This is a genomic window from Rhizobium sp. BK049 (genome assembly GCF_014193135.1).
In the GTDB taxonomy this organism is placed as follows: Bacteria; Pseudomonadota; Alphaproteobacteria; order Rhizobiales; family Rhizobiaceae; genus Rhizobium.
Genome location: NZ_JACHYV010000025.1, coordinates 52,417 through 71,741 on the forward strand (window position 1 = coordinate 52,417; position 19,325 = coordinate 71,741).

Here is a 19,325-nt window from a genome sequence, read left to right on the forward strand (position 1 = left end):
ATTACTTCAGGGCAGGCGCGATGTTGATGCAGGCTTCGCACAGACCGGCGACAGCGGCCACCGACTTGTCGAAGGCTTCCTTCTCAGTCTTGTTGAGATCGATCTCGATGACGCGCTCGACGCCGCCGGCGCCGATGACGGTGGGAACGCCGACATACATGTCCTTGACGCCGTACTGGCCGGTCAGATGGGCCGCGCAAGGCAGAACGCGCTTCTTGTCCTTGAGGTAGGATTCGGCCATTTCGATCGCCGAGGCAGCCGGCGCATAATAGGCCGAACCGGTCTTCAACAGGCCAACGATCTCGGCGCCGCCGTCACGGGTGCGCTGGATGATCTCTTCGAGGCGCTCCTTGGTGACCCAGCCCATGGTGACGAGGTCGGTGAGCGGAATGCCGCCGACCGTCGAGTAGCGGGCGAGCGGCACCATCGTGTCGCCGTGGCCGCCGAGAACGAAGGCCGTCACGTCCTGAACGGAGACGTTGAATTCCTTGGCGAGGAAGAGGCGGAAGCGCGAGGAATCGAGAACGCCTGCCATGCCCACGACCTTGTTTGCCGGAAGGCCGGAAAACTTCTGCAGCGCCCAGACCATGGCATCGAGCGGGTTGGTGATGCAGATCACGAAGGCGTTCGGGGCATACTTCTTGATGCCGGCGCCGACCTGCTCCATGACCTTGAGGTTGATGCCGAGAAGGTCGTCGCGGCTCATGCCCGGCTTGCGCGGGACGCCAGCGGTGACGATGCAGACGTCGGCGCCTTCGATCGCCGAGTAGTCGCTGGCGCCGGTCAGATTGGCGTCGAAGCCTTCGACCGGCGAGGACTGTGCGATGTCGAGGCCCTTGCCCTGGGGGATGCCGTCGGCGATGTCGAAGAGGACGATGTCGCCCAGTTCCTTCAGGCCGGCGAGATGCGCCAGTGTACCACCAATCATGCCAGAACCAATGAGTGCGATCTTGTTACGCGCCATTTCGCTGTTTCCTTTGCGATCAAATCCGTCGAACGACGCTGCAAGGCCGCTCAATGACGCAATCGCATAGACCCAAAGGCTAAAAATGGCAATCCATTAATTTTGATGCAGCGTTTTCAATCGTTTAGATGCCAAAATTCTTACGTAAACGTAAGATATTTTGTCGCAATGCTGTTATTCGGCGGCGCGTTTCTCATGGTGCAGCGCAAGATATTCCGCGCTCCGCATCTCGAACAGGCGTGATGCCGTGCGATCGAATTCAAAGCTCTCGGTGCCCCGACGGTTGACGAGCAAGTCCTCCGGCATCGCCGCTGCCGATATGTAAAGCCGCACGGCATGATCGTAGAGCGTATCGACCAGAATGATGAAACGCTTGATCTGGTTCCGCTTCTCCGGCCCGAGCAAGGGAACGTGATCGAGGAAGACCATATCGAAGCGTTCGGCGATGGCCAGGAAGTCGGCGGCCCCGAGCGGCTTGTCGCAGAGATCGGCGAAAGAGAAGCGCGCCATGCGGTCGGCGGCAAGCGGCACGTGGATGGAGCGCCCCTTCATCGGTATATCGAGCGGCTGCGCCTTGCGCCCATGCAGCGCCTGCGTCCAGGACGCTTCCATCGCCATGTCATTATGTTCGCTGAGCGGCACGAGATAGACCGGCAGGCTATTCAGCTTCTCCATCCGGTAGTCGGTCGGCGAATCCAGTGTGACGACATCGACATGCTGCTTGAGCACAGCGAGGAAGGGCAGGAACAGGCCGCGATTGAGCCCATCCTTGTAGAGATTGTCCGGTTCGACATTCGAGGTCGCCACCAGCACGCATCCCCGCGCGAAGAGTTCGGAAAACAGCCGCGACAGGATCATCGCATCGGCAATGTCGGTGACGGTGAATTCATCGAAGCAGAGCAGTTCCGCTTCATCGTAGAGGGCTGCGGCGACCGGCGGCATCGGATCGGCCTGCTTCGTCTCGCCGTTCTTGAGCTTCAGCCGGTGTGCCGCGATACGGTTGTGAACATCCGCCATAAATTCATGGAAATGCGCCCGGCGCTTCTTCCTGCACGGCGCCATGGCAAAGAACATGTCCATCAACATGGTCTTACCGCGTCCGACGCTGCCGTGAATATAGAGTCCCTTGATGCCGTCGGCGGCTTTCTTCTTCTTGGCAAACAGCCAACCGAGCGCGCTCGTTTTGGCCGCCGGCCGCAGTTGCTTCAGCCCGGCAAGCACCCGATCCAGGCTTTTGGCCACCTCCATCTGGGCGGAATCGACCTGCAACGCACCGGCAAGCGTCAGCGATTTAAGCTGTTCGCAAACGCTGAGCGTATAATCTGGCATTGGCTGCATGAGGGCACGTCCGCCTGTCGGTCATCAGCGGCGCACCGCCGGATCGTTCGCCGCGCGGTTCGTTTACCGCGCCGGTTCATTTACCGACTGAGGCTGATCTGCTGACCCGTATTCGTCTGGCCCTGGAAGCGATTGTCGGCCGTCTTGTAGACGCTGCCGATCTGGTTGCCCGAACGATCTTTGAGCAGCACCTGCTTGCCGGCGACCTCCCAGGAGCCCATCGCCGTCAGCTCGCCGACGCAGCCGCGCGTGCCGCCACGCGACCCGCTGCCGAGATTGGTGAGCGTCAGGAACATGTCGCAGCTGCCGTTGACGCGCCAGCTTCCGACCATCGATTCCTTGGTGACGTCGAGCGCATTCGCTGCCATGGCGCCTGACTGCGCCCCAGGCATCGGTGCCGTCGCCGTCGGCGCGGCCGGAAACTGCGAGCTGCCGGTCGGCGGCGGAAGCTGGCCGCCCTGCACAGAGGGCACAGGCTGCGCCGTCAACGGCGCCGGTCCGGCGTTCGAGTTGGAGCTATAATCATATGCCGTACGCTGACAACCGGCTAGCGCGAGAGCCACCACCAGACCTGTCATCGCATATCGCAACTGCATCATCATACTCCTGAATTCGGCTATCGCCGCAAGAACGGGCGTGAGACAAGTCCGATTATCGTAATTCGCTTTGGTTAATCAAGTCGGGTTGCAGAAATTGCCCGTGACAACACCTAACCGAAAAACGATACAGTTCAACTGCCCTGCTGCAAAACTTCCTGCACATGAATTTTGTCAGGAAGGTGTTGCGCGCGCGTATCTCCCCGACTCCCGCAGTGATCAGACCCGGCGCTCGACCATCATCTTCTTGATTTCGGCGATTGCCTTGGCTGGGTTGAGGCCCTTCGGGCAGGTCTGCGCACAGTTCATGATCGTGTGGCAGCGGTAAAGACGGAACGGATCCTCGAGGTTATCGAGACGCTCGCCGGTCGCCTCGTCTCTGGAGTCGATCAGCCAGCGATAGGCCTGCAGCAGAACGGCCGGACCTAGATAACGGTCGCCATTCCACCAGTAGCTCGGACAGGAGGTCGAGCAACAGGCGCAGAGGATGCATTCATAAAGACCGTCGAGCTTCTGCCGGTCCTCATGGCTCTGCTTCCATTCCTTGGCCGGCGTCGGCGACACCGTCTTCAGCCACGGCTCGATCGAGCGATGCTGGGCGTAAAAGTTGCTGAGATCGGGCACCAGATCCTTGACGACGGGCAGATGCGGCAGCGGATAGATCTTCACCGCGCCCGTAATATCGTCGAGGCCCTTGGTGCAGGCAAGCGTGTTGGTACCGTCGATGTTCATCGCGCAGGAGCCGCAGATGCCCTCGCGACAGGAACGGCGCAGCGTCAGCGTCGGATCGATCTTGTTCTTGATGTAGAGCAGGCCGTCGAGAACCATCGGGCCGCAATCGTCGACATCGATGTAGAAAGTGTCGATCGACGGGTTCTGACCATCATCCGGGCTCCAGCGATAGACGCGGAATTCGCGCGTGTTTGTTGCACCGGCCGGCTTCGGCCAGACCTTGCCTTCGCGCATCTGGGAGTTCTTGGGGAGAGCGAGTTCAACCATGCGAGGTTCCTCTTGAGATCAGTAGACGCGCGCCTTCGGCTCGATCTTGTGCGGATCGATGCCTTCGGCGATCAGCTCGGTGTGAACAGGCCTATAGTCGAGTTTCACCTCGCCTGCCTCGTTCACCCAGGCGAGCGTATGCTTGCGCCAGTTGACGTCGTCGCGGCCGGCGAATGCGCCCTCGGTGTAATCCTCACGTGCGTGCGAACCGCGGCTCTCCTTGCGGGCCTCGGCGCCGTAGATCGTCGTGATGGCGTTTGCCATCAGGTTCTGCAGCTCGAGTGTTTCCACGAGATCGGAGTTCCAAACCATCGACCGGTCGGTGACCTTGATGTCCTTCATTTCGCCCCAGATCGCCGAAATACGCCGGCAACCGGATTCCAGCGATTCCTGGGTGCGGAACACCGCCGCGTCTTCCTGCATGGCGCGCTGCATCTTCTCGCGCAGCGCTGCCGTCGGCGTGCCGCCGCTGGCGTGGCGCAGGCCGTCGAAGCGGTCCATGATCTTGTCGCAGGCGGCGACGTTGAGATGCGGGATCGGCGCCGCCCGGTCGATGACCTCGCCGGCGCGGATTGCGGCGGCGCGGCCGAAGACCACGAGGTCGATCAGCGAGTTGGAACCGAGGCGGTTGGCGCCGTGCACCGAAGCGCAGCCGGCTTCCCCTACAGCCATCAGGCCGGGAATGATCCGCTCCGGATTGGCGCCATCGGCGTTCAGCACTTCGCCCCAATAGTTGGTGGGAATGCCGCCCATATTGTAGTGAACGGTCGGCAGAACCGGGATCGGCTCGCGTGTGACGTCGACACCGGCGAAGATCTTGGCGCTCTCGGAAATGCCCGGCAGGCGCTCATGCAGAACGGCCGGATCGAGATGGTCGAGATGCAGGAAGATGTGGTCCTTGTTCTTGCCGACGCCGCGGCCTTCGCGGATCTCCAGCGTCATGCAGCGCGAAACGACGTCGCGCGAGGCAAGATCCTTGGCCGAAGGCGCATAACGCTCCATGAAGCGTTCGCCCTCGGAGTTGACGAGGTAACCGCCTTCGCCGCGCGCGCCTTCGGTGATCAGACAGCCCGATCCGTAGATACCGGTTGGGTGGAACTGCACGAATTCCATGTCCTGCAGTGGCAGGCCGGCGCGTGCCACCATGCCGCCGCCGTCGCCGGTGCAGGTATGGGCAGACGTTGCCGAGAAATAGGCGCGGCCGTAGCCGCCGGTCGCCAGCACCACCATCTTGGCGGCGAAGCGATGGATCGTGCCGTCATCGAGACACCAGGCGACGACACCGGTGCAGCGGCTGCCGTCTTCGGACATGATCAGGTCGAGCGCGAAATATTCGATGAAGAACTCGGCGTTGTTGCGCAGCGACTGACCGTAAAGCGTGTGCAGGATGGCGTGGCCGGTACGGTCGGCGACGGCGCAGGTGCGCTGCACCGGCGGGCCCTCGCCGTAATTCTGCATGTGGCCGCCGAAGGGGCGCTGATAGATCTTGCCCTCCTCGTTACGAGAGAACGGCACGCCGTAATGCTCGAGCTCATAGACCGCCTTCGGCGCTTCCATGGTCAGATACTGCATGGCGTCGACGTCGCCGAGCCAGTCCGAACCCTTGACGGTGTCGTAGAGATGCCACTGCCAGCTATCCGGCGTCATGTTGCGCAGCGAGGCGGCGATGCCGCCCTGCGCCGCTACGGTGTGCGAGCGAGTCGGGAACACCTTGGTGATGCAGGCGGTACGGAATCCCTGCTCGGCCATGCCGAGCGTCGCGCGCAAACCTGCGCCGCCGGCGCCAACGACGATCACGTCATAGGAGTGGTCGACATATTTGTAGGCCTTGCCATTCTGGGCTGGTGAAGTCGGTGCCATGTCGAGCTTATCCTACGAATGCAATTTTCAAAATGGCGAAGAGACAGAGGCTGGCGACCACGATCGCAAAGAACGTGTTCAGCATCAGCAGAGCGATCTTGCCGAATTCGCCATGCACATAATCCTCGATGATGACCTGCATGCCGAGCTTCATATGGATGACGCCCGATATCACCATCAGTCCCATGACGACGGCGACAAAGGGGTTCGACAGGGCGCGAACCACATCCGCATAGGGCGCGCCGGCATAGGTGATCATGAAGATGACGAAGAACAGGATCAACGGAATATTGGAGACCGCGGTCAGCCGCTGACGCCAGAAGTGGCTTGTGCCTTCCTTGGCGGAGCCGAGCCCGCGAACCTTGCCGAGGGGGGTGCGCATATCCATGAGAGGACCTTCAGAAGCGAATGAGAATGCCGATCGCCCAGACCAGAACGGTCAGACAGAGCGATCCGATGACGTTGGCGATGGCGAGCTTGGTCGAGACTTCCTTCTCGAAGCCGTAGCCGAGGTCCCACATGAGATGGCGGAAACCGCCAAGCATGTGGTGCAGCAGTGCCCAGGTATAGCCGAGCAGCACGAGCTTGCCGAGAAGGCTGCCGAGCACCCAATTGGCCCAGTCGTAAGAGCTCTGGCCGCTTGCCGCTGCGATCAGCCACCAGGCGACCAGCAGCGTGCCGACGTAGAGCGCGCCACCGGTGATGCGGTGGACGATCGACATGACCATGGTGGGAATAAGTTTATAGACTTGCAAATGCGGCGACAGGGGCCGGTTATTTGTCACGTTCGCCATCAGAACCTCGCGGCGGCTTCTCTGCGCTCCCGGATTTCGGAGCATGCTCAGTCAACCACACGAATGACAAAATTCTCTGTGTGCGTTGCATCAATTGCGCACGTTTAATCACCGGAAAGCCATACGACAAGCACAATCGCTGTCTGCTTCTAATTTAATCGATTCGGGTTACCGCGAAGTTTGCGGACTAACGAAACTGGTCTTTTCCGCTCAATATTTCGGCCACTTCTCAGGCGCGCATGGACAAGCTGCAGCTTTTGGCGCAATCTGGCGTTAACGATTTGTTAACGATTGCAATTCCGGAGGCCGGCGTCGATGTTGCGCAGTCTGTCGAGAGCTACCTTGCTTACCCTTGCCGCGCTGGCCGCACTTCCCGCCATGGCGGGCGAGCACCGCGACGATCGTCGCTTTCCCCATCGCCGTGTCTTTCACGATGGACTTTATCTCGGCGAAAGGCTGAGTTGGCGCGATCGCGGCATTCGTTTCGACAGCACTTATGGCTATCGATACGGCAGAAAGCGGATGCCGATGCTGGAACGGTTTTCGTCGCCGACAGCCAATCGCGTCACCCGCGGCAGTCTCGTCGTCCTCCTGCCCCAGACAGCGGGCGGATACGGCGGCGGCACCTATGCCGGGTCTTCCTATGTCTACGAGACCGACGGCGGGACCTATGTCGGTGGCAACGGCTACGGCTACTATCCTGCAGCCCGGCCTGAGACGCTGGCGCCAAAGGCAAAGGTGATCGACGTCGCCATCCAGGACGATCCCTGCTCCTATGAAGCCAATGTCTGCGTCATCCGGCCTTAACCGCATGGCGCATCGCGACGCGCGTTAGAGTTCCGTATCAGCCGGGCGCGAAGCGCCATACGGTCGTCTTCTTGATGTCGCTATCCTCTAGCGCCCGCGTCACCGCCACCTGATAGACAGCGCAGAATTCCAGCCGGTCCCGCGGAAGGTAGCTGCGCCCGGGATCGCCGACCAGTACCGGCCTGCCCTCGGCCGCCAGCCGCGCGAACCAGGGGACGAGCGCATCGGCGAATGTGCGATCGTAAAAGACATCGCCGGCTAGCACGATGTCCGCCTCAACACTCGCACCGACCAGATCGGCGCCGGTAAATCCGAGCGCAACATGATTGGCCTCGGAATTCAACCGGATTGCCGTCTTTGCCCAGGGGTCGATATCGGCAGCCATCACCTCCCGGGCGCCGGCCATGGCGGCCGCAATGCCGACAAGGCCGGAGCCGCTGGCAAAATCCAGCACGCGCTTGCCCTGCACCATTTCCGGATGATCGAGGATGTAGCGCGCCAGCCCCTGCCCGCCCGCCCAGGCAAAAGCCCAGAAGGGCGGCGGCAGGCCGATGGCTTCCAGCTCCTCTTCCGTTTTCAGCCAGAGTTCATGCGCCTCGTTCGCCAGAAAGAGCGAAATCTCCGGCACATGCGGCGGCGGCAGCAGACTCGTATTGGCGCGAATGAAGGTTTCCGGGTCGGTCTTCAATGGTCTTCAGCGCGGCGGATTGTCGAGGCCGCCCATGCGGCAGACTTCGGCCCATTCGTCATCAGTCACCGGCTGCACGGAAAGGCGCATGGAGGTGACGAGCGACATTTTGGCGAGTTTCGCATTCGCCTTGATGTCCTTCAGCGTTACCGGCTTCGGCATGTCTATGACGGCGCGGATATCGACGCAATCCCACTTCGGATCGCCCTTGGCGCTGGAGTCGGGATGCGACAGCGCTGCGACTTCGACGATGCCGACGATCTCCAGCCCGTCATTGGAATGGTAGAAGAACCCTTTGTCGCCGATCTGCATCGCCCGCATGTTGTTGCGCGCCAGATAGTTGCGCACGCCGGTCCATTCCGTGCCTTTTTCACCGGCGGCCTTCTGCTGCTCCCAGGACCAGGAGGCAGGTTCGGATTTATAGAGCCAATGCGCCATGCTCACGCCTCCGGCTTGTTGAAGACCCAGTTGAAGGGCTTGATATCGACGCTTTCGAACAAACCGGCCATGGCGTAAGGGTCGGCATCGGCGAGCGCCTTTGCCTCTTGCGCTGTCTCCGCCTTGACAAGCACCAGACTGCCGCAGGCCTTGCCTTCGTCGTCAAGAAAAGGGCCGGCCATAGAGAGCTTGCCTTCGGCATTGAGTTTGTCGAGATAGGCAAGATGCGTCGGCCGCGTCTCCATGCGAACGTTCAGATGTCCCGGCTTGTCCTTGCAGAGCAGGGCGAAAAGCATGTCTATTCTCCTATTCGGTGGTGATTGGACGCGTCATCAACTGCTCGATGGCGTCTGATATGTCGAGCCGGCCGTCGATGATGGAGGAAACGGCATCCGTGATCGGCATGCTGATCGCAAGCCCCGCGGCAAGCCGGGAGGCGACGGAAGCGGCAAACGCACCCTCCACCAGGGCGCCGTGGGTGGGATCGGTCTTTTCGCCGCGCCCGAGCGCAATGCCGAAACGCAGGTTTCGCGATTGATGACTCGTTGCTGTCAGCACCAGATCGCCGAGACCGGAAAGTCCGCGCACCGTATCGGCCTGCCCGCCTTTGGCCACGACGAAGCGCGACATTTCCGCGAGACCACGGGCGATCAATGCCGCACGGGCGGATTCGCCGATGCCGCGGCCCTCGACGATACCGCAGGCGATCGCCAGCACATTTTTGAGCGCGCCGCCGAGCTGCACGCCGATACGATCGGTGGAGGCATAGAGCCGGAAGGTCCGTCCGGAGATCGCCTGAGCGAGCCGCTCGGCCGTCTCCATGTCATTAGCCGCAATCGCCATCGCCGTCGGTAGCCCTTTGGCGATATCGGCGGCAAATCCCGGGCCGGAGAGAACCGCCACCGGATGGTCCGGCAGTTCCCGCTCGAGCATATCGGTCAAAAGATTGCCGGTCGTCCGCTCGATGCCCTTGGCGCAGGTGACGACAACGGCATCCTTTGACAGGTAGGGACCATATTGCCGCGCCGCGTCGGCCTGTGCCTGCGACGGCATCGCAAAAAGCACGATGGACGCCCCGGTGATCGCATCCGCCTCGGCGGAAAATTCCAGGGCTTCGGGCAGTGGGATGCCGGGCAGCACGGCATCATGCAGCCGTTCTTCTTTCAGATCCTCGATCAGGGACGGATCGCGCCCGACGAGCGTCACGGCGCTGCGGCCGGCAAGGGCGATCACAGCGGCAAGCGCCGTGCCGAATGCGCCCGATCCGATGACGGCGATCCTTTCACTCATGCCTTGGCTCCTCTCTTTCCAAAGCCGATCAGCGTTTCGGCATTGGCATCGAGCGGCCAGCGCGAACGCGGCTGCACGTCGAGTGTATCAGGCGCTACACCGGTCGCCATGCGCTCGAGCCCCGCCCAGGCGATCATCACTGCATTGTCGGTGCAAAGGCTGAGCGGCGGCGCAATGAAGCGGAAGCCGTTCTTGTCGCAGAGCGCCTGGAGCGTGCCGCGCAGCTCGAGATTGGCAGCGACGCCGCCGGCAACGACCAGCGCCGGCTTCTCGCCGCTGCTCGGGAACTCCGTCTTGAATCGTTGCAGGCCGCGGCCGATGCGGTCCTTCAGCGTGCGCGAAATCGCCTTCTGGAACGAAGCGCAGATATCAGCCACATCCTGATCGCTGAGCGGCGCGATCTCTTGCGCCGCCTGCCGCACCGCCGTCTTAAGGCCGGAAAACGAGAAGTCGAGCCGCGCCTCGCCGACGAGCGGGCGCGGAAAATCGAAACGATCGGCATTGCCGTCGCGCGCCATCCGCTCCACCGCCGGACCGCCGGGATAGGGCAGGCCGAGCAGTTTTGCCGTCTTGTCGAAAGCTTCGCCGAGTGCATCGTCGATCGTCGTGCCCCAACGTTCATACTGTCCGACGCCACGCACCAGGATCAGCTGGGTATGGCCGCCGGAGACGAGCAGCACCAGATAGGGAAAGGAGAGCCCGTCGGTCAGCCGCGCCGTCAGCGCATGGCCCTCGAGATGGTTGACAGCATAGAGCGGTTTGCCGGCGGCCTTGGCGATCGCCTTGCCGGTCATCAATCCGACAAGCAATCCGCCGATCAGACCCGGGCCTGACGTGGCGGCGATGGCGTCGACATCATCAAGCGACACATTGGCGCGTTTCAGCGCCTGTTCGATCAGTTCGTCCAACGCCTCGACATGGGCGCGCGCGGCGATCTCCGGCACCACGCCGCCATAGGCGCTGTGCTCGTCGAGCTGGGAAAGCACGACGTCCGACAGGACGTTGCAATGCCCCTCCGCATCACGCTCGACGACGGCGGCGGCGGTCTCGTCGCAGCTTGTTTCGATGCCGAGGATGCGCAGAAAGGGAACCATTGGCCTGTTCGTTGATTGCGATGGAACGGAAACCCGTTTACGAGAATTCCGGTAACAACGGAACAGAGCGGATGCAAACAAAACCTTTCCGGATCGGCACGCGGGGCAGCCCGCTGGCGCTTGCCCAGGCGCATGAGGCCCGCGACAGGCTGATGGCGGCGCATAACCTGCCTGAAGAGATGTTCGAAATCGTCGTGCTGACCACCAAGGGCGACCGCATCACCGACCGATCGCTGGCCGAGATCGGCGGCAAGGGTCTCTTCACCGAGGAACTCGAGCAGAAGCTTGTGTCGGGCGAGCTGGATTTCGCCGTGCACTCCGCCAAGGACATGCCGACGCACCTGCCGGACGGCCTTTACCTCTCTGCCTATCTGCCGCGCGAGGATATCCGCGACGCAGTCGTCGGCCGCACCGCACCCAGACTGATCGACCTGCCGCATGGCGCCACCGTCGGCTCTTCGTCGCTGCGCCGCCAGGCGCTGATCCGCCGTATGCGGCCCGATATCAACGTCATCACCTTCCGCGGCCTCGTCGAAACCCGCCTGCGCAAGCTGGAGGAAGGGCAGGTGGATGCGACCTTGCTGGCGCTAGCCGGCCTCAAACGCCTCGGCAAGGTCGAGGTGATCACCGATGTCCTCGACCCCGATAGCTTCCCGCCGGCGCCGGCGCAGGGGGCGATCTGCATTGAAAGCCGCGTCGGCGACACAAAAATCGATGACCTGCTGGCGGCGGTCAACGATGCCGCGACCTTCGACACCGTCTCCTGCGAGCGCGCCTTCCTCGCCGCTCTCGACGGCTCCTGCCGCACGCCGATCGGCGGCTACGCCGTTTGCGAGGGCGACCTCATTCGATTCTCTGGCCTGATCATCACGCCCGACGGCCGCAGCCAGCACGCGGTGACGACCGACGGCCACCGCCGCGACGCGGCCGCACTCGGCACCCGCGCCGGCCAGGATGTGCGCGCCAGAGCCGGCAGCACCTTCTTCGACGACTGGCACTGAAGCGGCCATGCGTGTGCTCGTCACCCGCCCCGCGCATTCGGCGACAAGAACAGCACAACGTCTGCGCGACATGGGCCACGAGCCGCTGCTGCTGCCGCTGCGTCGGCCGGTGCACGACAGGGCCGCAGCCGCAAGCGCGCTTGCGGCCAGCAGCGGTGCAATCGCGGTGACCAGCGCCGAGGCGGTCAGGGTCGTTTCCGCCCTCGGCGATCAGCTCCGCCCGCATCTGGCCCGCCCGCTTTTCGCGGTCGGAGACGCGACGGCGCACGCCGCGGAAAGCCTCGGCTTCCGATCGGTCGCCTCCTCCTCCGGCAACGGACGCGATCTCGCCGAGCTCGTCGCGGCGCAAGGGGTGAATGGCTTGCTCTATCTTGCCGGGATACCGCGCGCCGAAACTTTTGAACAAGGAATGCTTGAACGCGGCATCCGTTTTTCGATCGCCGAATGCTATCGCATGATGCCGGTTGTTCCGAACCCGATTGAGATCGAAGCTCTCTTTTCCGGCGGCCGCCCTAACGCCGTTCTCTTCTATTCCCGGCAGGCGGTGGAAGATTTTTTTCACCTGGCGGAGCTGCGATCAGCCCTGTCGGAACACCGCGAAATCCGCCTTCTCTGCCTGAGCGAAGCGGTAGCACAAGCCGTTCCGATGTCCCTGAAAAAAACCGTGGCGATTGCGTCCATGCCGGATGAGCAAAGTCTTTTGTCGCTGCTTTGAAGGCTCCACGGCCCAAATTTGATCTAACCTCTTCCCTTAATTGGCATCACTGTCTAGTTTCGTTGCAATGCAGGATAAAGAGGACCTCATGGTATCGGGAAACCCGCCACGCCATTCGAAGAGCGCCGATGAGCCGGTCACGATCGACCTCGATGCACAGGATTTCGCCTCCGAAGCCGATACCGAAAAGCCGGTGAACAATGATTCCGGCAACGTCGACAGCCCCTCTGCGGATCTCGGGCCGCCGCCCGAAACCGAAGCGGCGTCGCAGCCTGAACCCGAAAGCAGGCCCGAATCGGAGCCGGAGGAGGAGACGCCGGCGGTCGCCGAACCTTCCTTCACGCCCTCTGCCGAACAGCCCGCGCCGCGCGGCGCCGGCACATCCGGTCTTATCGCCGCCGGCATTTTCGGCGGCCTCGTGGCGCTGCTTGGCGCGGGCGTCATTCAATATGCCGGTTACCTCCCGGGTTCCTCCGCCCCGCAGACCTCGTCCGAGATCGCCGATCTCTCCGGTGAGATCGAAGGCTTGAAACAGACCGTCGCCAACCTTGCCGCCAATCCCGTAAACACGGGTGACGGCGCGTTCGAGACGCGGATTGCCGCTCTGGAAACGGCTGCGAAGAACACCGCAGCGGCGCCATCGGCAGATCCTGCAAATGTCGAGGCGCTCAACCAGAAGGTTACAGAGCTCAGCAGTCAGGTCGACCAGCTGCGCTCGATGCTTGCCCAGTCCTCCGACCAACAGACGAGCAGCGACGCCGATATCGCCAAGCGCCTCGCCGAGGCCGAAAAGAAACTCAATGAGCCGCGCGAGGATGTTGCCGTCGCGCGAGCCATCGCGGCCGCCGCCCTGAAGGCGGCGATCGATCGCGGCGGGCCGTTCCTGGCCGAGCTGGACACTTTCGCCGGCGTCGCACCTGACGATCCTGCTGTCGCCGACTTGCGTGGCTTTGCCGAGACCGGCGTTCCCTCACGCGCCGACCTGATGCGTCAGGTTCCCGACGTTGCAACCGCCATCATCGAATCGATCAATCAGCCGGATCCGAACCAGAGCTGGTCGGATCGGCTGATGGCGAGTGCAAAATCGCTGGTGACGGTCCGACCCGTCGGCAATATCGAAGGTGAGAGCGTCGAAGCGATCGCCGCCCGCATGGAGGACAAGGTGAAGAACGGCGATCTGCCCGGCGCCTCCGCCGAATGGAATGCTCTACCGCCCCCCGGCAAACAGGCGTCCGCCGCCTTCAAGCAGTCTCTGGAGGCGCGCATCCGTGTCGAGGAGCTGGTTGGCGGGGCGCTGTCGAAGGCGGTCAGCGGCGCCGGCAAGGAAGGGTGAGACCATGACCAGGCTTGTCATCTTCGCCTTGCTCGTCCTGCTTCTTGCCTACGGCTTCTCCTGGTTCGCCGACCGCCCCGGGGACATCTCGCTGATCTGGGAGGGCCAGATCTACCAGACGAAACTGATCGTCGCCGTCAGCGCGATCATCGCGCTTATCGCCGCCGTGATGATCGCCTGGTGGTTCGCCCGGTTGATCTGGACTTCGCCGCATTCGGTGACACGCTATTTCCGCGCCCGCAAGCGCGATCGCGGCTATCAGGCGCTGTCGACCGGCCTGATCGCCGCGGGCGCCGGCAATGCATTGCTCGCCCGCAAGATGGCGGCTCGTTCGCGTGGCCTCATCCGCGCCGATCAGGAGCCGCTGATCAATCTGCTCGAGGCTCAGGCGGCACTGATCGAAGGCCGCCATGATGAGGCGCGCGCCAAGTTCGAAGCCATGGCCAACGACCCGGAAACGCGCGAGCTTGGCCTGCGCGGCCTCTATCTCGAAGCCCGCCGCCTCGGAGCCAACGAGGCCGCCCGCCAATATGCCGAAAAGGCCGCCGACAACGCCCCCTATCTGCCCTGGGCCGCCCAGGCGACCCTCGAATATCGCAGCCAAGCCGGCCGCTGGGACGATGCGATCCGACTGCTCGAGCAGCAGAAGGCCGCCCGCGTCGTTGACAAACCCGAGGCCAACCGCCTGCACGCCGTGCTGCTGACGGCACGCGCCACCGAGAAGCTGGAAGGCAACCCGGCCGGCGCCCGCGACGACGCCCTGCAGGCGCTGAAGCTCGCCGCCGATTTCGTTCCGGCCGCTCTCATTGCCGCAAAGGCACTGTTCCGCGAAGGCGGTCTGCGCAAGGCCGCTTCAATCCTCGAACAAGTATGGAAATCGGCGCCTCATCCCGAGATCGGCCAGACCTATGTCAGAGCCCGCAGCGGCGATTCCACACTCGACCGCCTGAAACGTGCCGAACGGCTGGAAGCGATGCGCCCGAACAATGTCGAATCTCTTCTTGTCGTCGCTAAGGCGGCGCTCGACGCGCAGGAATTTGCCAAGGCGCGCGCCAAGGCGGAAGCGGCGGCGCGCATTGAGCCGCGTGAAGCCGCCTTCCTGCTCCTGGCCGACATCGAGGAGGCCGAGACCGGCGACCAGGGCCGCGTGCGCCACTGGCTGGCGCAGGCGCTGAAAGCCCCGCGCGATCCCGCCTGGGTTGCGGATGGTTTCGTCTCCGACAAATGGCTGCCGGTGTCGCCGGTCACCGGTCGTCTCGACGCCTTCGAATGGAAGGCGCCGTTCGGTCAGATCGAGGGGCCGCTCGAAGACGGCTCAGTCCCGGCCTCGATCGAAACGGCTCTGAAGACCCTGCCGCCGCTGCGTGACGTCAAACCGGAAAGCCCGGTCAACGATCACCGCATTATTGAGCTGGAACGCGCCGCGACGATCGCCGAGGCTGTGCGCCCGGCGCCGGCAAAGCCGAAACCCGTCGAAGCCGCCGCCAGCGGCAAAGCGCCAGCACCGAACGAAGCAAAGCCCTTTTTCGGCGGGCTGCCGGATGATCCTGGCGTTCGCGATCCCAGGACGGAACCGGAACCCAAGACACGGCTTCGCCTTTTCTGACACGGAACGAAACCCGCATGTTCGAACGCTTTCAGGCATTCTTCCAGAATCTCACCGCCGATCGTCCGAAGAAAGGCTTTGCCCCCGATGACCCGCGCATCGCAGTGGCAGCACTCTGCATGCAGGTCATGGAAGCCGACGGCCAGATCAAGGCCAGTGAAAAGAAGCGGCTGCGCAAGCTCTTGAAGGAGCAGTATTCGCTCGACAGCAAGCAGCTCGATGCTTTGATGGCCGCCGGCCTCGAAGCCGAAAGCTCCGCCGTCGACTATTATCGCTTCACCGCCGACCTGAAACGCCATCTCGATACCGAGCAACGGCTGGAGCTGATCGGCATTCTTTGGGATATCGTCTACGCCGATGGCGAGCGCAGCGAGATGGAAGACCATGTCATCTGGCGTATCGCCGATCTGCTCGGGGTCTCCTCACGCGAACGCATCCAGAAGCGGCAGGAGGCTGCCGCCAGGGTAACGGATATCCAGGTTGCGCAAGATGATGCCGACTGAGCAAACCCCGAACCGGGACCGGCGCCCGATCCTTATCGTCCTGCATCAGGAGCGATCCAGTGCCGGCCGTGTCGGGCAATTGCTGGTCGAAAAAGGCTACCGCCTCGATATCCGTCGCCCGGTCCTCGGGGACCCGCTTCCGACGACGCTCGCAGACCATGCCGGCGCCGTCGTCTTCGGGGGGCCGATGAGCGCCAACGATCCGGATGACTTCGTCAAGAAGGAGATCGATTGGATCGAGGTGCCGCTACGGGAAAAACGCCCTTTTCTCGGCATCTGCCTCGGCGCCCAGATGCTGGTGCGTCATCTTGGCGGCAAGGTGCAGCCGAATGCCGACGGCTCGACGGAGATCGGCTGGTACCCGCTGCACCCGACCGAGAAGGGCCGCCTGCTGATGCACTGGCCGAAGATGGTCTATCATTTTCACCGCGAAGGCTTCGAGCTGCCACACGGCGCCGACCTGCTCGCCGAAGGCGAAGCCTACCCGAACCAGGCCTTTCGCTACGACGGCAACGCCTGGGGCCTGCAGTTCCATGCCGAGCTCACCCGGGTGATGATGCATCGCTGGGTCGTGCACGGTGCGCATCGCTTCATTCTGCCGAACGCCCAGCAGGGCCGCGAACACCTTGAGGGCCGCATGCTGTTCGACGCGCCGCTGAGAGCCTGGCTGACAGAATTCCTCGATCTCGTCTTCGAGGGAAAGACGGCGAAGGCGACACCGTCTATTACTCTGCATGCATAATCCCGCTTAGCGGTCAGGCGGGTGCGTCGAGCGTGTCGATCCTGCGCAGCTTCGGGAAACTGGAAGCCCAGATCGCCGCAACTGCCAGAGTTCCGATCCCGCCGAGGATCACTGCCGGCACCGCGCCGAAGACCGATGCCATCGTGCCCGCCCTGAACTCCCCAAGTTCGTTGGAAGCGCCGACAAATACCATGTTGACCGCATTGACCCGGCCGCGGAGTTGGTCCGGCGTCCAGAGCGCGATCAGGCTCTCGCGCACATAGACCGACACCATGTCGGCCGCGCCCATCAGCGCCAGTGCTGCGATCGAAATTTCGGTATTGGTCGAGGCGCCGAAGATGATGGTGCCGACACCGAACAGGGCAACGCCGATGAACATATAGAGACCGGCGCGGTGTTTCAGCGGGTAGGCGGCGAGGAAGATCGCCATGACGATGGCGCCGAGTCCTGGCGCTGCCCGCAGCAGTCCGAGTCCCCAGGGGCCGAGCGTCAGAATATCGCGGGCGAAGATCGGCATCAGTGCAGTCGCACCGCCGAGCAGAACGGCGAAGAGATCGAGCGAGATCGCGCCGAGCACCACCTTTTCGGCGCGGATGAAGCTGAAGCCGCCGAGTATCATCGCCCAGCTCTTGGCCTCACCCGTCGTTTTCTGTTCCGGCTTGGGGATCATGAAGAGAAGAGCCGCGCCGAGGATGGAGAAGATGACCGCCACCGTATAGGCGGTCGTCGCACTGACGCCATAGAGCAGGCCGCCGATCACCGGCCCGGTGATCGCCGCCAGCTGCCAGGACGATGAATTCCAGGCGATCGCATTGGAAAGGGCGTGCTCGGGCACGAGATTGGGTGCGAGAGACTGCACCGCCGGCGACATGAAGGCACGCTCGATCCCGAAAATAAGAAGCACCGCAAAGACCGGCCAGGGCGCGAAGGTCTCCGTCGCCGTCATGATCAGCAGCGCCAGCGTGCAGAGCGCGCTTACCAGAGAGCAAAGAGCGGCGATGGCCCGGCGATTGTGCCGATCGGCGACCGAACCGGTGACCAGGATGAGCAGCAGCGACGGCAGGAACTGTACCAGCCCGATCAGACCGAGATAGATCGCCTTGCCGGTCTGATCGTACATCTGCCAGCCGACTGCGACACTGACGATCTGCTGCGAGAAGGAAAGCAGGAAACGCGCAAAGAAGAAGCGCGTGTACGACGGATGCCGAAACGCGGCGAAACGGTCTCCGGTGGGCGAAAACGACATGGGCCTTGTCCGAGGAAGCGGGCGCCGGAATGGCTGCGAGGCCGCCCGTTAAACGTGATCTGCCATGCGTTTCGACATGGCACTTGCCCGTTTAGTCGCCAATGTCTACATGTCTGTCAACAACCAATTGGAGACGACGATGTTTGCCTTGTTTCAAACCATTGATTTGGTTTTGAATATTTACACCTGGATACTCATTGCCAGTGCCGTTTTCTCCTGGCTCTATGCGTTCAACGTCATCAATTCCAGCAACCAGTTCGTCAATTCGGTCGGCATGTTCCTCTATAATGTCACCGAACCCGCGCTGAAGCCGATCCGCCGTCTGCTGCCGAATCTGGGCGGCATCGATATTTCTCCGATCATCCTGCTGGTGATCATCTTCTTCCTGCGCACATTCCTTTGGACCACCCTATACCCGCTGGTCGCTTGAACCCTCCCTGGAGGCTGTTCGCCGACCATCTTCGCCTCGCCGTTCGGCTGACACCGAATGGCGGGCGTGACGCGATCGATGGCGTCGAGGCGGATGGCGACGGCGAGACCCTGCTTAAGGCACGCGTCACGTCAGTGCCCGAGAAGGGCAAGGCCAACAAGGCGCTGATCCTTCTGATCGCCCGGTCGCTGCGCATTCCGAAATCCAGCATCAGCCTCGTCTCCGGCGAGACGGCGCGCAAAAAAATCCTCCGGATCGACGGAGATCCGGAGGATTTGGTAAAAAAGCTCGAAGCGTTATTAGGCTGAGGGTTCAGCCCTTCGCCTTCTTGGCCCGCTCGACGGCTTCGATGATGAGCTGGCCGGCTTCCTTGGAATCGCCCCAGCCGAAGATCTTCACCCACTTGCCGGGCTCCAGATCCTTGTAGTGTTCGAAGAAGTGCTCGATCTGCTTCAGCGTGATCTCCGGGAGATCGGTAAAGTCCTTCACCTTCTCATAGCGCAGCGTCAGCTTCGGCGACGGCACGGCAATGATCTTCTCGTCCTTGCCGGAATTGTCTTCCATCTTCAGCACGCCGATGGGGCGGACGTTGATGACGCAGCCCGGAACCAGCGGCCGGGTGCTGGCGATCAGCACGTCGATCGGGTCGCCGTCTTCAGACAGGGTGTGCGGTACGAAACCGTAATTGCCCGGATAGGTCATCGGCGTATAGAGAAAACGATCGACGACCAGCGTGCCGGCCTCCTTGTCCATTTCATACTTGATCGGATGACCGCCAACAGGAACCTCGACGATAACGTTGACGTCTTCAGGTGGATTGTTACCGATTGAAATGGCGTCGATGCGCATAGGATACTCCCGCGGGGTTGAATTGCTCGAAG

The 19,325-nt window shown here is 62.4% G+C and carries 23 protein-coding genes; 9 read left to right on the forward strand and 14 right to left on the reverse strand.

Annotated features, from left to right (window positions below; translation table 11 throughout):
• Position 1 precedes the first annotated feature (1 nt).
• The 7 genes from mdh to sdhC form a co-directional block, all read right to left on the reverse strand.
• A complete protein-coding gene (gene mdh / locus FHT70_RS23205; RefSeq protein ID WP_004679265.1) occupies positions 2-964 on the reverse strand; it encodes a malate dehydrogenase in 963 nt (320 codons plus the stop codon).
• 174 nt (positions 965-1,138) lie between these two features.
• A complete protein-coding gene (zapE, locus tag FHT70_RS23210; RefSeq protein WP_183705112.1) occupies positions 1,139-2,302 on the reverse strand; it encodes a cell division protein ZapE in 1,164 nt (387 codons plus the stop codon).
• Positions 2,303-2,382: 80 nt separating this feature from the next.
• Positions 2,383-2,898 carry a protease inhibitor Inh/omp19 family protein gene (locus FHT70_RS23215; protein WP_088391343.1) on the reverse strand — a complete coding sequence of 172 codons (516 nt, stop codon included), beginning with the start codon at positions 2,896-2,898 and terminating at the stop codon, positions 2,383-2,385.
• Between the two features lie 219 nt (positions 2,899-3,117).
• Complete coding sequence (locus tag FHT70_RS23220; RefSeq protein WP_011427088.1) at positions 3,118-3,897, reverse strand: succinate dehydrogenase iron-sulfur subunit; 780 nt, start codon at positions 3,895-3,897, stop codon at positions 3,118-3,120.
• Between the two features lie 18 nt (positions 3,898-3,915).
• Positions 3,916-5,757 carry a succinate dehydrogenase flavoprotein subunit gene (gene sdhA / locus FHT70_RS23225; protein WP_183705114.1) on the reverse strand — a complete coding sequence of 614 codons (1,842 nt, stop codon included), beginning with the start codon at positions 5,755-5,757 and terminating at the stop codon, positions 3,916-3,918.
• A gap of 7 nt (positions 5,758-5,764) precedes the next feature.
• Positions 5,765-6,145, reverse strand: coding sequence for a succinate dehydrogenase, hydrophobic membrane anchor protein (gene sdhD / locus FHT70_RS23230; protein ID WP_085779708.1), 381 nt, complete (start codon positions 6,143-6,145; stop codon positions 5,765-5,767).
• Positions 6,146-6,155: 10 nt separating this feature from the next.
• Entirely contained in the window at positions 6,156-6,551 is a 396-nt protein-coding gene (sdhC, locus tag FHT70_RS23235; RefSeq protein WP_183705116.1) for a succinate dehydrogenase, cytochrome b556 subunit, read from the reverse strand.
• A gap of 315 nt (positions 6,552-6,866) precedes the next feature.
• Here sdhC and FHT70_RS23240 point away from each other — a divergent pair, with 315 nt between their 5' ends.
• Positions 6,867-7,358: a hypothetical protein gene (locus FHT70_RS23240; protein WP_183705119.1), complete on the forward strand. Its 492-nt coding sequence runs from the start codon at positions 6,867-6,869 to the stop codon at positions 7,356-7,358.
• Positions 7,359-7,395: 37 nt separating this feature from the next.
• On the opposite strand, the gene FHT70_RS23245 is transcribed toward FHT70_RS23240, so the two are convergent.
• The 5 genes from FHT70_RS23245 to tsaD are packed head-to-tail and all read right to left on the reverse strand — an operon-like array spanning position 7,396 to position 10,868.
• On the reverse strand, positions 7,396-8,046 hold the full coding sequence (locus FHT70_RS23245) for a methyltransferase (protein WP_183705121.1): 651 nt from the start codon (positions 8,044-8,046) through the stop codon (positions 7,396-7,398).
• Positions 8,047-8,052: 6 nt separating this feature from the next.
• Positions 8,053-8,484, reverse strand: a complete 432-nt coding sequence (locus FHT70_RS23250) for an EVE domain-containing protein (protein ID WP_183705123.1) — start codon at positions 8,482-8,484, stop codon at positions 8,053-8,055.
• 2 nt (positions 8,485-8,486) lie between these two features.
• Positions 8,487-8,780, reverse strand: coding sequence for a YciI-like protein (locus tag FHT70_RS23255; RefSeq protein WP_085779712.1), 294 nt, complete (start codon positions 8,778-8,780; stop codon positions 8,487-8,489).
• A 10-nt stretch (positions 8,781-8,790) separates the two neighbouring features.
• Entirely contained in the window at positions 8,791-9,774 is a 984-nt protein-coding gene (locus FHT70_RS23260) for an NAD(P)H-dependent glycerol-3-phosphate dehydrogenase (protein WP_183705126.1), read from the reverse strand.
• Positions 9,771-10,868, reverse strand: coding sequence for a tRNA (adenosine(37)-N6)-threonylcarbamoyltransferase complex transferase subunit TsaD (tsaD, locus tag FHT70_RS23265; protein ID WP_183705128.1), 1,098 nt, complete (start codon positions 10,866-10,868; stop codon positions 9,771-9,773). The genes FHT70_RS23260 and tsaD overlap by 4 nt, the downstream gene beginning before the upstream one ends.
• Before the next feature lie 71 nt (positions 10,869-10,939).
• Between tsaD and hemC the strand changes: the two genes are divergently transcribed.
• From hemC to FHT70_RS23295, 6 genes are all read left to right on the forward strand, one after another.
• On the forward strand, positions 10,940-11,869 hold the full coding sequence (gene hemC / locus FHT70_RS23270) for a hydroxymethylbilane synthase (RefSeq protein ID WP_183705130.1): 930 nt from the start codon (positions 10,940-10,942) through the stop codon (positions 11,867-11,869).
• A gap of 7 nt (positions 11,870-11,876) precedes the next feature.
• Positions 11,877-12,584, forward strand: coding sequence for a uroporphyrinogen-III synthase (locus tag FHT70_RS23275; RefSeq protein WP_183705132.1), 708 nt, complete (start codon positions 11,877-11,879; stop codon positions 12,582-12,584).
• A 67-nt stretch (positions 12,585-12,651) separates the two neighbouring features.
• Positions 12,652-13,917: a COG4223 family protein gene (locus FHT70_RS23280; protein ID WP_183705134.1), complete on the forward strand. Its 1,266-nt coding sequence runs from the start codon at positions 12,652-12,654 to the stop codon at positions 13,915-13,917.
• Between the two features lie 4 nt (positions 13,918-13,921).
• Positions 13,922-15,523 (forward strand): heme biosynthesis protein HemY, encoded by a 1,602-nt coding sequence (locus FHT70_RS23285; RefSeq protein ID WP_183705136.1) that lies wholly within the window; start codon positions 13,922-13,924, stop codon positions 15,521-15,523.
• Positions 15,524-15,540: 17 nt separating this feature from the next.
• On the forward strand, positions 15,541-16,026 hold the full coding sequence (locus tag FHT70_RS23290; protein ID WP_085779719.1) for a TerB family tellurite resistance protein: 486 nt from the start codon (positions 15,541-15,543) through the stop codon (positions 16,024-16,026).
• Entirely contained in the window at positions 16,016-16,768 is a 753-nt protein-coding gene (locus FHT70_RS23295; protein WP_183705138.1) for a glutamine amidotransferase, read from the forward strand. The genes FHT70_RS23290 and FHT70_RS23295 overlap by 11 nt, the downstream gene beginning before the upstream one ends.
• Positions 16,769-16,781: 13 nt before the next feature.
• On the opposite strand, the gene FHT70_RS23300 is transcribed toward FHT70_RS23295, so the two are convergent.
• Positions 16,782-18,014, reverse strand: a complete 1,233-nt coding sequence (locus FHT70_RS23300) for an MFS transporter (protein ID WP_183705139.1) — start codon at positions 18,012-18,014, stop codon at positions 16,782-16,784.
• Positions 18,015-18,153: 139 nt separating this feature from the next.
• On the opposite strand from FHT70_RS23300, the gene FHT70_RS23305 reads away from it, so the two are divergent.
• On the forward strand, positions 18,154-18,444 hold the full coding sequence (locus tag FHT70_RS23305) for a YggT family protein (protein WP_011427104.1): 291 nt from the start codon (positions 18,154-18,156) through the stop codon (positions 18,442-18,444).
• Entirely contained in the window at positions 18,441-18,752 is a 312-nt protein-coding gene (locus FHT70_RS23310) for a DUF167 domain-containing protein (protein WP_097598176.1), read from the forward strand. Before FHT70_RS23305 ends, FHT70_RS23310 begins: the two co-directional genes overlap by 4 nt.
• Positions 18,753-18,756: 4 nt before the next feature.
• Here the strand turns inward: FHT70_RS23310 and ppa are convergent, their stop codons facing one another.
• On the reverse strand, positions 18,757-19,293 hold the full coding sequence (ppa, locus tag FHT70_RS23315) for an inorganic diphosphatase (RefSeq protein WP_064805467.1): 537 nt from the start codon (positions 19,291-19,293) through the stop codon (positions 18,757-18,759).
• Positions 19,294-19,325 lie beyond the last annotated feature (32 nt).